Below are 14,746 nucleotides of genomic sequence, written 5' to 3'. Positions count from 1 at the left end.
GATCGGCCGGACGCTTTCGCGATGAACGTTATCGTCCTGTTCCGAGAAAGTCTTTGATGGAGTCGTAGATCGCGTCTTTGTTTTCGATTTCCGAAAGAATGAGGTTTTCGTGTTCGTCTTGGATTCGGTTCAGATCGCGGATGAAATCGCCGGAACCGTATGGGCTTTCGACTTGGCCATAACAAAACAGATTGGAGATCGGCAACAGTCCGGACCTGAGGATATCGAGACAGGTTTCGCTGTCTTCGCCCCAGTTATCGCCGTCGGAGAAATGGAAACAGTAAATGTTCCAATCCGAGGGCGGAAAGTCTCGTTCGATAATTTTGGCTGCCCCCCGGTAGGCGGAACTAATCCGCGTCCCACCGGATTCGCGTGTGCGATAAAACGTTTCTTCGTCAACTTCCCGAGCGACCGCATCGTGGATGATGTAACGTCGTTCGACACCGTCGTATTGTTTCTTCAGCCAGGTGTCGATCCAGAACGACTCGATCCGCACAATCTCCTTTTGCTCGTCGGTCATGCTGCCGGAAACATCCATCATGTAGATGATCGCGGCATTAGCTTGAGGTTCCTCGATTGTCTTCCAACTGCGGAAACGTTCGTCGTCTCGTTGGATAATGACCCGTGGATCGCTTGGGTTGTAACTGCCTGTCGAAATTTGTCGTTTCAGTGCTCGTTTAAATGTGCGTTTAAAGTGTCGAAGCGAATCAGGGCCGGTCTGACGAATGCTTGAGTAACGATCCTTTCGACTTTTGACCGTATCTTTCCCCTTCGGTTCGATGTTCGGCAGTTCCAACTCCGCGCTGAGCATATCGGCGAGTTCATCGAGTGTAATTTCGACTTCCCGGATGTGCTTTCCCGGTTCGTTGCCGGCCTGACCTTGACCATCGGCCTCGTCTTGACCTTTGCCGATCGGTTGACCGACTTCGCCATCACCCTGCGCGACACCACCGGAACCTTTTTGGCCATGCTGGAAGTGGGGGATGTCAATGTTTGGCACGGGAATTGAAACCAACTCCCGGCCTTTGCGACCGATCATCTCGCCGTGCGTGACATACTTGCGGAGGTTCTTCCGCACGCGTCCTCGCACGATTTCGTTGAACCGTTTTTGATCTCGGTCGATGCTTCGACTCATGAGTCTTCTTCCACAAAACGACAATAGCCGCTCTAGAAAACAACCCGACCGCAACTGCCGGCCGGGGTTTTGGAGAGCCGATTGTCTCACAGGCCGTTCGGGGAATTATTCGTTCTTGGCATCTCCTCGGGCAAAGATGCTGGCCACGTATTGCAACACATCCGTCGCTGATTCGTCGTTGTAACCAAAATCGCGGACGAGACGACTCTTGACGATGTCGATCTTCTCTTGTGTGTCGGCATCAACCACATTGGAAACGAGACTGGTCAGCTTGATGGTGTCTTTTTGATCCTCAAAGAGTTTCATCTCCAGGGCTTTTTGCAATCGTTCGTTGGTTCGGTAATTGAATGTCCGACCATCGAGCATTAGCGCCCCGATGTAGTTCATGATCTCTCGTCGGAAATCATCTTTACGAGTTTCCGGGATGTCGATCCGTTCTTCGATCGACCGCATCAGACGTTCGTCCGGTTCTTCGTCCTCACCGGTGAACTTGTTCTTCACCTTCTCACGTTGCGTGTAGGCTTTGACGTTCTCGATATAGTTGCTGCACAACCGCGTGAGAGCCTCTTCATCGGCGGCGATGGCCCGCTGCACTTCGTTTTTGACCATGTCGGTGTACTCTTCTTTAACGACACTGATCAGGTGGTTGTAGTGCTCGCGGAGGTCATCGTTCTGAATCAGTGAATGATGTTTCAATCCCTCGCTGAGTTCGTTCAGCACCATAAACGGATTGATGCTCGTGCTGTTGGTGTTCACGACAAGTGCGTTGGAAATTTTGTCCTGAACATAACGCGGACTTATCCCCATCAGACCTTCACTACGAGCTTCACGTTTGAGTTGCGTCACATTGTCCTGCGTGAACCCTGGCAACGTTTTACCGTTGTAAAGTTTCATTTTCTGTAGCAGCGTGAGCCCCGCATTGTTGGTTTGTTCCAATCGGGTGAGCACAGCCCACATGGCCGCCACTTCCAAGGTGTGGGGGGCAATGTGCTTCCCACGGACGCGGTCGGTATTGTAGTCCTTCTCGTAAATGCGAATTTCATCGGAGAGCTTGGTCACATAGGGAACGTCGATTTTGATGGTTCGGTCACGCAACGCTTCCATGAATTCATTGCTTTGCAGCTTTCGATATTCCGGTTCGTTCGTGTGTCCGAGGATGACGGTGTCGATGTCCGTTTGGGCAAATTTCTTCGGCTTGATTTTGTGTTCCTGAGACGCACCGAGCAGGTCGTACAAGAATGCAACATCGAGTTTGAGCACTTCGATGAACTCGATGATTCCCCGGTTGGAGACGTTGAATTCGCCATCGAAGTTGAACGCGCGAGGATCCGAATCGCTGCCGTACTCGGCGATCTTTCGATAGTTAATATCGCCGGTCAGCTCGGTGGAGTCCTGGTTCTTCTCATCCTTCGGTTGGAACGTACCGATGCCGATGCGGTCTTGTTCGTTGAAGAAGAACCGCTTGATGACGACTTCATTCACGACTTTGGTCCAGTCGCCGTCATACTGCTCGAGTTTCTCTTGGAAGATGTAACGCGAGAGCGGGCAGACCTCGCCCGTAATTTCGACTTTGTGGTAGTTCGGGTCGTCCTCGTCCAATCCTTCGTTCAGAATGGAACAGAGTTCTTCGCGGTACTTTTCCGGCACCAATTGCAGCGGTTCGCCGTGCATTGGGTCCCAGAGAATCGAACCATCTTCCTGTTTCCAACCGAAGGTGTAGATCGCCCCTTCGTCGGTGTGGGTGTAGTGTTCCATGCCCTTCTTCAGGAGGCGGGCGATGGTACTTTTGGAGGACCCCACCGGCCCATGCAACAGGATCACACGTCGTTCCGTCCCGTATTTCAGAGCGGCACTTTTGAAGACGTTCGTGAGCTCCATGAGAGTTCGCGTCAAACCGAAGATGGCGTCACGGCCGCCGTTTTCCGGGTCGTCGAAGAAGCGATAGCGGACCAAGTCTTCCCGTTTGCGACTGCCTTCTGCGGTGTAAGAACCGTACGTCATGATCATGTCGTACAGACGCTGGTAGGCGGTGCGGGCGACTTTGGGTTTCGCTTTGACGATATCGAGATATTCGTCGAAGGAACCCTGCCAATGCTCTTGACGGTAGGCGTCGGCGTTTTGACGCTCTGCAAAACGGTTGAGTAAGTCGCGACCTGTTCCCATGATTAGGCTCCTCGGCTATCGAACCCTCCCACCAGGAATGTGCGCGAACCCGGTAGTCGACAGGGTTTGATGGTCAGCGCGTTGGCAATCACCTCCGCGCAGAATCAAATTCCTCAACAACCCGATCGGCGAAAAATCGAAACCGATTGAATCGTGAGGCGAATAACGACCGTCCATGGCCATAAATCAAGTTGTGAGAAAACGAATTACGCAAACCCATGCTGAGACAGCAGAATTCAGCATGGCGAACGAAACTCTCCGCAAGCTCCGTCGGTGGGGTAAGCTATTCCCATTATCACATCTTTTTTGATGGAGGCAATATCAATGTCAAGATCTGTTCAAATTCCACCGACCGTGGGGATCGAATTCTGCCAGCGATTTGAACACGCAAGACCCGTCATTTTTGCCATAACCGACGCGGCATTCGTCCGCTCGGTAGTCTTCCGACGGAAATCTCAATTCGTTAAGTTGGCATGATTGAAGTGTTTGGAAAACTTCAGACGCCGACCCGAAATTACGGACTCACCGCTGTCATGTCATCTGGAAAACACGAAACCGATGTGCTCGAGGGACCGCAGAGCAAGCCAACCGGTTTCTTGGCACGTTTGGAACCGAAAGAGTGGCGTCGGCGATTGTGGCATATGTCGCCGGGGTTGCTTCCGCCGTTGCTATGGCTGATTCCGCACCGCGATCCGCTTTCGTGGATTGCCAAAAGCATCATTGCAGTGATCGGGATCGCATTGTCACTGCATATCTTCTTGCGGTATCAGCACATTCAGCGAAGCGGAGACACGGCTCGTGCGACTGCCGTCTTGGGGTACGTGCTGAGTGTCTTCGGAGCGTTCTTGATCTTCCCGCAAGCCGCCCAAATTGGCATGGCTGTGCTCGGAATTCTGGCCTTCGGAGACGGCTGTGCAACGTTGGGCGGACAGCTCTTCCGTGGTCCTCGATTGCCCTGGAACGGGGATAAGTCTTGGAGTGGATTCTTCAGCTTTATCGTGATGGGAACGTTGGTTGCCGCTCTCTGGTATTGGGGCGAAACATGGTTCAACGTTGAAGCGGCCGAGTACCGTCAGGTCAGCTTCTTGACGGCACTCGCGGTGACCGGTTCGGCCGCATTGGTCGCAGCGATCGCGGAGTCTTTGCCGTCCCGTCTCAACGACAACATTCGAGTTGGTTTCTGTGCCGTCCTGACGATGGCAGCGGCACAGACCGTGTTCGTCGGTTGGGATCATCTCTAGACCAACGTCGCCACCGACGAACGTTTAGCCCCGTTGTTTCGGCCATTCGGCAATGTCGAATGTGAACGTGTTTTCGCCGTCTGGCTGAACTTCGACCGGATCAGGATTATTGAACAAAATCGGTTCCGGCGGTGCAGCGGCCGGAGCTTCTTCACCGCCGCCGGCGGCCGAGGAGTCGATCGGGTTCGGGTTGATCCGGACCTTGTGCGTGCCCGCGATGGCCCCGTCCACGCCATCGAGATAATTCAAGGTGAACTCGCCCTGTTCGTTCGTCGTTGCTTGCGAGGGTCTGCCGTTTTCGGGAATGAACTCGACAAGGGCACCGACAACCGGAGTACCACCTTGCATCACAGTTCCAGTGACGTCAACGACTTCCGGTTGGTCGCTCGCACCGCCACCACAACCGAGAAACGTCAACGTCGACCAAGTCATCAGCAGCGAATAAATCGTCGTCTTCATTAGAGTCTCCATGAAAAAATGCAGCCAGCAGGACGCTGGCTGAGTGGAATATGGGATCGACCGAACAACGTGGTCTTACAGTTCGTTGATCACCGTGCCGTCCGCTCGGTCGGCGTACGCTTCGAGTGTTGGTCGATCGATGTTCTCGGAGAAGAACCGAACGGACCCGTCCCCCAACAGCATCTGTGCTCCGCCAGGGTGTGCCGAGTTGATCAGCGTGTGACGGTGGTACGGCTGTTTGTGCCCGAATCCACTGTCGATTCGGTTCGCGTTGATGTCGTAGCGAATGGCCGTCATGTTGAGCCACCATCCGGTGTCACCGCCAGCACCGCCCGACCATGCCCCACCATCATGCCGACACGCTCGCAAGTCCTGCTTGGTTCCGTCATCAGCGATGTAGAAATCAGATTGCTCGCCGACCATGATCGTCTGGCTTGTCCCATCGGTCACGTCAGCGATTCGCGTGGCATCTCCTTTGGAATTATCGGGAACGATCATGCCGTTGTAATTCGAACGAGCGTAGCCGGTCCAAGTCGATGGGGTCGGACAGCAAGTCGTTGTACCGCCACGGTTGTAGGAACCGTTGATTCCAACGTAATTCACCAACTGGTATTCGATTTCCGCCGGTGCTCCCAGACCTTGCGTGGAGCTGTTCGTGCTTTGCGTTCGGGTCGTTGGCAGCGGGCTGGACGGGCAGTTCAGGCTGGCAACTCGCAAGGCATTCGTCACGGCCCAGTTGCGATTCGTCCGGTCGGATTGCATGGTCCAGTCGGTATCGTTGTAAGTGATTTGCCCAGCCGCGGCCCCCTGCTCCATGTTGGGGAGAATCCGCGTGAGCCAACTCGCACTACGATCACCGTTGGCGTTGGGATCCAAGTTGCCCGGTGGGAACGACTGATAGGTGTCGTGGTAGTTGTGCAGAGCGATGCCGAGCTGCTTCAAGTTGTTCTTACACTGCGTCCGCCGGGCGGCTTCCCGGGCCTGTTGAACAGCAGGCAGCAACAGAGCGATGAGAATGGCGATGATCGCAATGACAACGAGCAATTCGATCAGCGTAAATCCGTGTCTTCTGTGAGTAATCATAAAAAATGCTCCGAAAAAAATGTTCAACAGTTGAGCGCGAAATTTGGTGTTTTCTGAAGTTAGGCGGACTCGCGGATCACAAGTTCCGTTGCCACTTCTGTCGTGTCGTTCTTCGGGGAATGTTGCTCGATGAGGCCCTTGAGTTGGCTCATCGCTCGTTCTAGCAAGGTGGGTAGGTCGTAGCTGACAGTCGTCAGTGCCGGATCGGTGAAGGCCGAGAATTGCAAGTTTCCCCAACCGACCACGGCACATTCCTCCGGCACGCGGTAACCTAAGTGGCGAATCGCTTTCAGCAGTCCAGCCGCTGTGAAATCCGTGTCGCAAAGAATGGAATCGGCTTGCCGGATCGCCAGCAGGTCGTGAGCCAGCTCATCAAACAGCGGGGCGAACTTGGGATCGTTCACAAGCCAATCGCGAGTGGCCACGATGACTTGCTTTCGACCGAAATCCATTCCTAATTCGCTGGCGGTGGCGAGGTACGCATCCAATCGCGATGGAATCGAACCAAGCTCAAGTTGTTCCGTGACAAACACGGGACGCCGAAAACCTCGTTCGTGAAGATGTCGCAGACTTTGAACCGCACCCGATTGCACCTCATTAATCACACGCGGAACTCCGTCAATGTTCAGCGATCCAATCGCCGTGACGAAGCAGGGTTGTCCTCTGAGGAGCTCCACCAATTCCGGCCATTGCGATTCGTTCTCGTGGGCCAAGTAAACCACGCCATCCACCCAGCCACTGCGATACTCTTCCAGCGTCCGGTAGATCGCGTCTGTCTCGGGATACGCTCGAACGGCCAAAACTTTCAGGTCGAAGGATTCCGCGAATGTCTGCATCCACGCCAATGCCTTCTGCGTCAGAAAGTTCTGCCAGTCTCGGGCGATGATTGCCACCACCCCGCTTTTCTTACCAGCCAACTGCTGAGCCGCTCGATTCGGGCGGTATCCAATTTCCTGAGCCGCCGCACGAATTCGCGTCGCGGTTTTCGGAGAGACCCGGATTCGGCCTTCGCCGGTACCCATCAACACAGCCGAAACCGCCATCCGCGACACACCGGCTCGGCGAGCGACATCGATCATTCGTGGAACTTGGGAATTCGAGCGATTTTCGGGCGGCATGACTCGATCGGCACAAATAGCATTCATTTCCAGGGATATCACGCGATATCACTGAAAATCGCCAAAGCAGAAATCGTGCCAAAACGACAGTGACGAAGGGGTTTCTCTAAGGTGATTTGGTGGAAGTACTGATGACATGGTACCTTGCGTGCATTTATCCAATATCCTTTATGTTGTCCCTCAGTGTTTCGTATAGTGGAATTCTTGCGCATGAAATTGACACGCGTGCTACCGATGGAAGCACACTCGGCTTAAAAAAGGGGGCATGCTCGTTCGGTCATCTCGACAGATTCACTCCGCAAACTCTAGAATGCCGGGCACCTTAGGACTTTGAAGGCGAATCCATGCATCTGTTGGAAGTGTCCCATCTTCAAAAGCGGTACGGCGATTTTCTGGCCGTCGACGACATCAGCTTTCAAGTGAATGCTGGTGAGATATTCGGGTTGCTCGGGCCGAACGGTGCCGGGAAGTCGACCACGATGATGATGATTGCCGGTCTGCTCTCAGCGGACGCTGGCGAGGTACGCCTGAACGGCCAACCGTTAGTGCCCGAGGCTCGTGAGCTTCGAGCGACTCTCGGCGTGGTTCCTCAGGATCTCGCTGTCTATCCGGAGCTCACGGCGTGGGAAAACCTGAACTTCTTCGGCAAACTCTACGGACTGAAAGGGGCCGAACTCGAACGTCGGATTGCGTCGTCCCTGGAGCGAACCGGTTTGACCGGACGTGCCGACAGTCGTTCGCAAGAGTATTCCGGCGGAATGAAACGCCGATTGAATTTCGGGATCGCCCTGCTCCATCACCCGCAACTGTTGATTTTGGACGAGCCGACTGTCGGCGTCGATCCGCAATCTCGGGCCCATTTGCTCGATTGCGTTCGCCAACTTCGGGACGAAGGGGTCGCGGTCATTTATGCCAGTCACTACATGGAAGAGGTGCAAGCCCTGTGTGATCGGGTCGCGATCGTTGATCAGGGCAAACTCCTGGCTTGCGATACGTTGAGAGAACTCCTTTCGCGAATGAGTGCCGACCTTTGTTTCCGCATCACCCCAAAGGATCGGCAAATTCCCCATGAACTCCAACAACTCGCCGAAGTCGTGGACACGAGTGCCGGGGATGATGGCGAATTGACTTTGATTGTTTCACGAGAGAACGATCGACTCAATGAAACGCTGATGCAGATCACTCGCTATTTAAATGACCACCAAATTCCGCTGCGAGCCGTCGAAACTCAGGATCCGAACTTGGAACGTCTGTTCCTCGACCTGACCGGTCGGCGACTCCGCGACTGACTTTTTTGCGTCCAACGCAGAGCGTGCTATTCTTGGCAGTGTCCCCTCACGAATGATCTCCGACACCGAATCCCCAACTCCCTCCTTACCGAAAAGTCACCCAACAATGTTTTGGCATATCGCTCGCAAGGACATTCATCTGCTCATGCAGGATCGGCGAGCATTGGTGGTGCTGCTTGTCTTCCCGATGATTTTCATCACGATTATCGGGCTGACGACTGGCAAAATGCTGGGGTGGCAGAACAAAAATCAAATGTTGACGGTCGCTTACAGCGATCAGGTGGATTACGAGTCGATCGAATCGATTTATGACGATCCGGAACTGGATGAACGATCCCGTTTGCAAGCCCGCAATGTGGTCAGCAAGATCGTCAATTCGTTTCAGATACGCGAAGGTGTGCGGCTCATCCGCGAAGACGACCCGCAAATGCTCCAGCGACTCAAGCAGGGACTCAAGAACGACGCCGATGAAAAGGCGGCTATGGTGATGGAATTCGGTCCGGACTTCTACGCGGACATGATGCAACTCGATGCAAGTGTGTTCCTGGGTGTCGAAGAAGGGACTCCCGCCGAACAACTAGCCCGCATGGATATCACCCTCAGTAGCGACGCGGAAGAATCCAGCCGGCATGCGCTGATCGAACAATTCGTGTGGGATATCGTACGAGCTGAAACAGCGCCCTATGCGTTATGCGAAAACGGCGGACAAATCCGCACCCGAATTCGGGTTCGCTGTGAGGAGTTGGAAGCTGAACTCGACCAACCACCAATCGAGCGGCTTCCCGCCGAGGAACTCGAACCCGAGGACAGCGGGGCCAGCCGAATTTATGACGAAATCGTTCCGGGTTTCACCGTGATGTTCGTATTCTTCCTCGTCAACATCATGGCCCGTTCGTTTCTTGAAGAACGCGAACTCGGCACGCTCCGACGACTGCGTCTCGCACCGGTGTCGCCGGTGCATGTCCTGGTGGGAAAGACACTGCCGTTCTTCATCCTGTCGATCATCCAAACAACTCTGTTGTTCCTGTTCGGACGGTTGCTCTTCAATATGTCTTGGGGCGCACAACCACTGTTGATCTTGCCAATTTTGTTAGCGACGTCGCTCTCAGCCACGGCGTTAGGGCTGATGATTTCAACAATCGTGCGGAGTGATTCCCAAGTGTCCGCCTATGCGACAGCGTTCGTGATTCTCTTGGCGAGTTTGAGCGGTTGTTTTCTCCCTCGCGATTGGCTGTCACCGGAGATGCAGATTGTCAGTCTATTCACACCGCACGGATGGGCCTTGATCGCATACGACAACATCTTGACACAATCAACGGCCGATCTGGGCTTAGTCGCCCGTTGTTGCGGTGTGCTCGTGTTGTTTTCGATCGGCTTTTTCGGCGTCGGAATTTGGAAGTTCCGCCGCTTTCAGTAGCGGTCACGAATGCGGACTTCCAGGCGGTGCTTATACGGACGGGAGTTGAAACAATGCCCTAGCGTTCTGAGTCGTCTGGTCCGCCATCGCTGACAAACTGAGACCATGCACTTCCGCGAGTTTCTCGCAGGTGTAAGCGACATACGCGGGTTCGTTGCGTTTCTCTTTGCCCCGCTTGGGGGTCGGGACGAGATACGGGGAATCCGTCTCCACCAACAAACGGTCGAGCGGTAACCCTTTCGCGATGTCGCGTAGTTCTCGGTTCTTCTTGTAAGTCAGCATGCCAGAAAAAGAAAAATGCATCCCTAATTCCAGACACGCATCGGCGGTCTGCTGGTCGCCACAGAATGAGTGCATCAATCCGGCTAGAGGCTTGCCCTTGGCGAATTTCTGAAGTTCCTCAACGACTTCGGCTTCCGCATCTCGGCAGTGCACGACAAACGGCAAGCCGGTTTTCGCCGCGAGTTCCAAATGCTTTTGAAAGTACTCTCGCTGAAGTTCAATTGGGGCATAATCCCAGTAGCGATCGAGCCCCGTCTCGCCAATGCCGACAACATTCGGTGAGGTACACATTTCAGCGATCTCGACCATGTCGCTTGGTTTCGCTGTGCTGGCGTAGTTGGGCTGAATCCCAACGACAGCAAACACGTTTACAAACTGCTCGGCTAGTCGAAACGCATTGCGACTGGTTTCGATGTCGATCCCAATCGTCAAGATTTGCACAACGCCAACACTAGCGGCCCGCTCGATGATCGCTTCCAAATCATTGGAAAAGGCATCAGCATCGAGATGCGCGTGAGTATCGATTAACTCCATCCGTCGCATCTCACCTCAATGAACTCACTCAGATTGCCGAGAGTAGTTGACATTCGTTTGTCGCAGGCTTTGTTTTGAGAAGTCGAGGAACAAGAACGATTTTCAAGTTCTCCTCAGGCATCAACGACCGCAAGCCAGTCTAGCGCGTTTGCACCCATGATGCCTGTGTTGATTGCGACGCCAGTTTGCGAAGTTCAGCGACCATTGCCTGCTCTTCCGCGTGCACACGCCCAAGCAACTGAGCCAACTCCGGGCAGGACTGCGCTTGTGCCAACACTTGATTGGTTTGATGAAGCAACGCGACTTCACTTTCCACGAGTTGGTTCAGCAAGTAGTCCAAGGCCACATAGTGCAGATTGGTGTATTCGGTGGGGTAGCTGCCGAAGTCAGTCAACCAATCAGATTCACGCAGATAGTCGGCCAGTTGCTCGATTTGTCGACGTTGCCGTACCACCAGATCGGCAATAATCGCTCGTTCTTCAGCGGACTTGTTGTCTGTCCACGGCCAGCATTCACCAACGTACTGAAGCAGACTTCGGTGTAAATCGATTAGCAATCGATTGACGTGGGCATGAAGTTCCGAGTTGGCCATGGCGAACAATTCCAATGCAGCTGAAAGCGAATTCGAGGAGCAACCTTCGATGGCGGTTTCGTCAAATTAGAATAGCACGCCGGCCACTTCGCGGACTTTGTTACTCAAGCCATCCATCAACCAGCCGATCGTGCCCAGTAGCACAACGGGCGCGGTAATCATGCTGACATAGAACACCGGTGAGGAGAACGATGGCATCTTGACCGAACGGGCTTGAGCGGGACGAGTTTCAATGAACATCGCCTTCAGCACTCGAAGATAGTAGAACAAGCTGAACACCGTATTCAACCCACCGACAACAAGCAGCACCCACATCGACCAATGGACAGAAGTCGCTTGGTAGAGTGACGCGAAGATGTACCACTTACCGAAAAATCCACCCAAAGGCGGGAGACCGACGAGACTGAAAAAGCAGATCAACATGCAGACACACAATGCCGGGGCTTCCCAGGCAAGACCGCGGTAGTCTTCAATCTCTTCGCTGAAGATCTGATTACGGATCAACGCGACTACTGCGAACGCACCCAGGTTCATGAAGAGGTAGACGACAAGATAGAATAGCAATCCACCAATGCATCGGGTCGCTTCGTAAGTAGCATTTGGTTGGTTGCCATAGAGCACGACGAGCATCGCAGAAACGGCCATCAACATGTAACCAGCGTGAGCAATCGTCGAATAGGCAAGCAGACGTTTGACGTTAGTTTGGGAGTAGGCAGCGAGGTTGCCGAACGTGGTGGTCACGACGGCAATGATGCCCAGCCCGATGCCAAGTGCGAGTGTCAACGGTCCAAGAGCACTCGTCTCTGTGCCAACAAAAACCAAGCAGAACCGAACGAGCAATGCGAAGGCAGCAGCTTTCGATGCAATTGACAAGAACCCCGCGACTTCGGCTGCTGCACCTTCGAAGGCGTCTGGGCACCAAAAGTGAAACGGTACCAAAGACAGTTTGAAGGCCAGTCCGACCACAACCATCATGATACCCAAAGCAAGCGTTCGCAGCTCCGGTGTGCCCATCGTGGCGTCACTATCGATCACCAACGCGAATTTCGCTGCCATCTCCGGGAGATTCGCCGTGCCAAGCATACCGCCCAACAGACTCAAGCCGTAAAGCATGACTCCGGCTGCCCCGGCACCATACACAACGTACTTGAAGGATGCTTCACTACTTTTTCGGCGTCCTTTGAGAAAACCGACCATTGCGTAACTCGGGACACTCGTCATTTCGACGCCGAGGAACAGAATCAGCAGATGGTTCGCCTCAACCATTAGCATCATACCGATCGTGGAACCGATCAGCAGTGAGTAAAAGTCGGGGCCATCTTCGTTGTCTGGGACACCGCTGAGGACCGTCAGTGAAATGACGAGAACCAGGAACAACAGCAGAAACAAGCGGAAGAACAACGTGAATTGGTCGTAAACGAGCAATCCGGTAAACAACTCCGTTTGGCCAACGCCAGGCGAGTTCCAAAAATTCATCAAGGCGACGGCGAATGCCACAACGACACCCGTCATGGCAATCCAATAACTTGGCAATTTTCGATCGAGATCAATCAATCGAGCCAGCAGCAATAAAATCACCGAGGCACACAGAATCAACTCGGGGGCGAACATTCCGAGCGAGTGATTCACTGTGTTCGAGACAAGTCGATCGATCAGGTCCGAAAAGCTCATCGAAAAATGTTCCGCATTATGGAAAGCCGAGTCGTCCGCATGACCACGGAGTCAACTCAACGAAAGTAATTGGTGAATCAGTTGACACTCAGGAGTGGCTACGGAGTCATGGCCGTCGCGGCTTCTTCAACGTATTGCAAAGCGGCTTGGTAGCCCTTCGCCATCGATTCGGCAAGTTGATCGGTTGAGCCTTCCATCATGTCGAACATGAGGAACGGACAAACGCCCAACACAATTGCACTGACGAGCAACACGCTCGCAACGAAAATCTCTCGACGATTCATAGGCACGAGAGCTTCACGGTGGGGACCTAAGTACTCCGGGCCTAGCAAAACCCGTTGGAGTGTCCACAAGATATAGCCCGCCGTCAGAATCACACCCGAGGCAACCACCACGGCCAATCCTGGGGCGTAGCTCCAACTACTGAGTGTGACGAACACTTCCCCGATGAAGCCACATAGGCCAGGGAGTCCTAGCCCGGCGAAGAACAGTCCGGCTGCTAGACCACTGTAAAGTGGCATGATACCGGCGATCCCGCCAAACTCGTTTAGGTTCCGGTGATGGACGCGGTCATAAAGAACCCCGACCATGAAGAACATCCCCGCTGAGGAAATCCCGTGAGCGATCATTTGGAACATGGCACCATTGATACCCATGTGCCAGAAGTTCATGTTTTCCGTGGCACCGGTCGATTCGTTGATCTTCCAAATCGCTAGGCCAACGATCACATAACCCATGTGGCTCACGGAGCTGTATGCCACTAAGCGTTTGAAGTCTGTTTGGGCCATCGCAGCAAACGCACCATAGATGATGCTAAACGCCCCGATGAACACCAGCGTCCAGGCAGCGGCTTGCGTTCCATATGGACAAAGAGGAAACGCAATTCGCAGGAGCCCGTAGCCACCCATTTTTAAAAGGACACCGGCAAGGATCATACTGATCGGAGTCGGTGCTTCAACGTGCGCATCGGGCAGCCAGGTGTGGAAGGGGAACGTCGGAACTTTAATTGCGAAACCGATAAACAACAGGATAAAGGCCGTCACTTGCAACGTTGGGTTGGCGAAGATGGTGCCGGCTTCAGCCCGCTCAGCCATCGCTGCCAGTTCCATCAAGTTGAAGTTCTGCTCGGTTCCGAAGTAGAACATCAACATCGCGATTAGCATCAACACACTGCCCGCGAGTGTGTAAAGGAAGAACTTGATGGCCGCATATTCTTTGCGGGTGCCCCCCCACACGCCGATGAGGAAGTACATCGGTAACAGCATCACTTCCCAGAACACATAGAACAGGAAGAAGTCGAGAGCGAGAAACACCCCGAGCATTCCAGTCTCGAGGAGTAGGAACAGAATTAGATAGCCGCGAACGTGTTTCTTGATACTCCATGACGCCAACATCGCGAGGACGCTGATGAAGCTTGTCAGCAAAATCAACGGCAGGCTAATACCATCAAAACCTAGTCGGAAGTAAATGTTCCAACTGGCGATCCATTCGTAGGACACCCCACGTTGTACGATTTCTTCCCCGCTCTTGACGATTGGCTGAATGCCTGGTTCGGCGGGGTCGTAGTATGACGTCAACAGCAGGAGTGTTGCGCCGAATGTGAAAATGGTTGTGTACAATGCAGTGAGCCGCATCGTACTTTCCGATTCTCGATCATGCAGACAGAGAAGAATGGCACCGATCGTCGGCAAGAAGATGATAGCGGTGAGTAGGAAAGCGGGTCCCATGACGATTTGGTTCCGTTGTCTAATCTGTGAATTGT

12 protein-coding genes are annotated in these 14,746 nt (G+C 53.6%); 3 read left to right on the top strand and 9 right to left on the bottom strand.

Annotated elements, in window-relative coordinates; all coding sequences use genetic code 11:
• Positions 1 to 28 precede the first annotated feature (28 nt).
• Both G6R38_RS01815 and G6R38_RS01810 read right to left on the bottom strand, forming a co-directional pair.
• On the bottom strand, positions 29 to 1,135 hold the full coding sequence (locus G6R38_RS01815; protein ID WP_166819974.1) for a DUF444 family protein: 1,107 nt from the start codon (positions 1,133 to 1,135) through the stop codon (positions 29 to 31).
• Positions 1,136 to 1,240: 105 nt separating this feature from the next.
• Positions 1,241 to 3,298, bottom strand: coding sequence for a PrkA family serine protein kinase (locus G6R38_RS01810; RefSeq protein ID WP_166819973.1), 2,058 nt, complete (start codon positions 3,296 to 3,298; stop codon positions 1,241 to 1,243).
• Between the two features lie 533 nt (positions 3,299 to 3,831).
• Between G6R38_RS01810 and G6R38_RS01805 the strand changes: the two genes are divergently transcribed.
• Positions 3,832 to 4,539 carry a diacylglycerol/polyprenol kinase family protein gene (locus G6R38_RS01805; protein ID WP_166819972.1) on the top strand — a complete coding sequence of 236 codons (708 nt, stop codon included), beginning with the start codon at positions 3,832 to 3,834 and terminating at the stop codon, positions 4,537 to 4,539.
• Positions 4,540 to 4,563: 24 nt separating this feature from the next.
• On the opposite strand, the gene G6R38_RS01800 is transcribed toward G6R38_RS01805, so the two are convergent.
• The 3 genes from G6R38_RS01800 to G6R38_RS01790 form a co-directional block, all read right to left on the bottom strand.
• A complete protein-coding gene (locus G6R38_RS01800; RefSeq protein ID WP_166819971.1) occupies positions 4,564 to 4,998 on the bottom strand; it encodes a transthyretin-like family protein in 435 nt (144 codons plus the stop codon).
• Positions 4,999 to 5,073: 75 nt separating this feature from the next.
• Positions 5,074 to 6,081 (bottom strand): DUF1559 domain-containing protein, encoded by a 1,008-nt coding sequence (locus G6R38_RS01795; protein WP_166819970.1) that lies wholly within the window; start codon positions 6,079 to 6,081, stop codon positions 5,074 to 5,076.
• A gap of 59 nt (positions 6,082 to 6,140) precedes the next feature.
• On the bottom strand, positions 6,141 to 7,199 hold the full coding sequence (locus G6R38_RS01790) for a LacI family DNA-binding transcriptional regulator (RefSeq protein ID WP_166819969.1): 1,059 nt from the start codon (positions 7,197 to 7,199) through the stop codon (positions 6,141 to 6,143).
• A 344-nt stretch (positions 7,200 to 7,543) separates the two neighbouring features.
• Between G6R38_RS01790 and G6R38_RS01785 the strand changes: the two genes are divergently transcribed.
• Together G6R38_RS01785 and G6R38_RS01780 are read left to right on the top strand one after the other, a co-directional pair.
• A complete protein-coding gene (locus G6R38_RS01785) occupies positions 7,544 to 8,488 on the top strand; it encodes an ABC transporter ATP-binding protein (protein WP_166819968.1) in 945 nt (314 codons plus the stop codon).
• Between the two features lie 106 nt (positions 8,489 to 8,594).
• Positions 8,595 to 9,905 (top strand): ABC transporter permease, encoded by a 1,311-nt coding sequence (locus G6R38_RS01780; RefSeq protein ID WP_166819967.1) that lies wholly within the window; start codon positions 8,595 to 8,597, stop codon positions 9,903 to 9,905.
• 30 nt (positions 9,906 to 9,935) lie between these two features.
• Here G6R38_RS01780 and G6R38_RS01775 read toward each other — a convergent pair whose 3' ends face one another.
• From G6R38_RS01775 to G6R38_RS01760, 4 genes are all read right to left on the bottom strand, one after another.
• Entirely contained in the window at positions 9,936 to 10,730 is a 795-nt protein-coding gene (locus G6R38_RS01775; protein ID WP_240928028.1) for a TatD family hydrolase, read from the bottom strand.
• Positions 10,731 to 10,860: 130 nt separating this feature from the next.
• Complete coding sequence (locus G6R38_RS01770) at positions 10,861 to 11,313, bottom strand: hypothetical protein (protein ID WP_166819966.1); 453 nt, start codon at positions 11,311 to 11,313, stop codon at positions 10,861 to 10,863.
• A 66-nt stretch (positions 11,314 to 11,379) separates the two neighbouring features.
• A complete protein-coding gene (locus tag G6R38_RS01765; RefSeq protein WP_166819965.1) occupies positions 11,380 to 12,984 on the bottom strand; it encodes an NADH-quinone oxidoreductase subunit N in 1,605 nt (534 codons plus the stop codon).
• Between the two features lie 98 nt (positions 12,985 to 13,082).
• Positions 13,083 to 14,711, bottom strand: a complete 1,629-nt coding sequence (locus G6R38_RS01760; RefSeq protein WP_166819964.1) for a complex I subunit 4 family protein — start codon at positions 14,709 to 14,711, stop codon at positions 13,083 to 13,085.
• Positions 14,712 to 14,746 lie beyond the last annotated feature (35 nt).

Source organism: Thalassoroseus pseudoceratinae, from assembly GCF_011634775.1.
Taxonomy (GTDB): domain Bacteria; phylum Planctomycetota; class Planctomycetia; order Planctomycetales; family Planctomycetaceae; genus Thalassoroseus; species Thalassoroseus pseudoceratinae.
The sequence above is the reverse complement of the archived record's forward strand: the minus strand, read 5'-3'. Positions and strand labels throughout refer to the sequence as shown.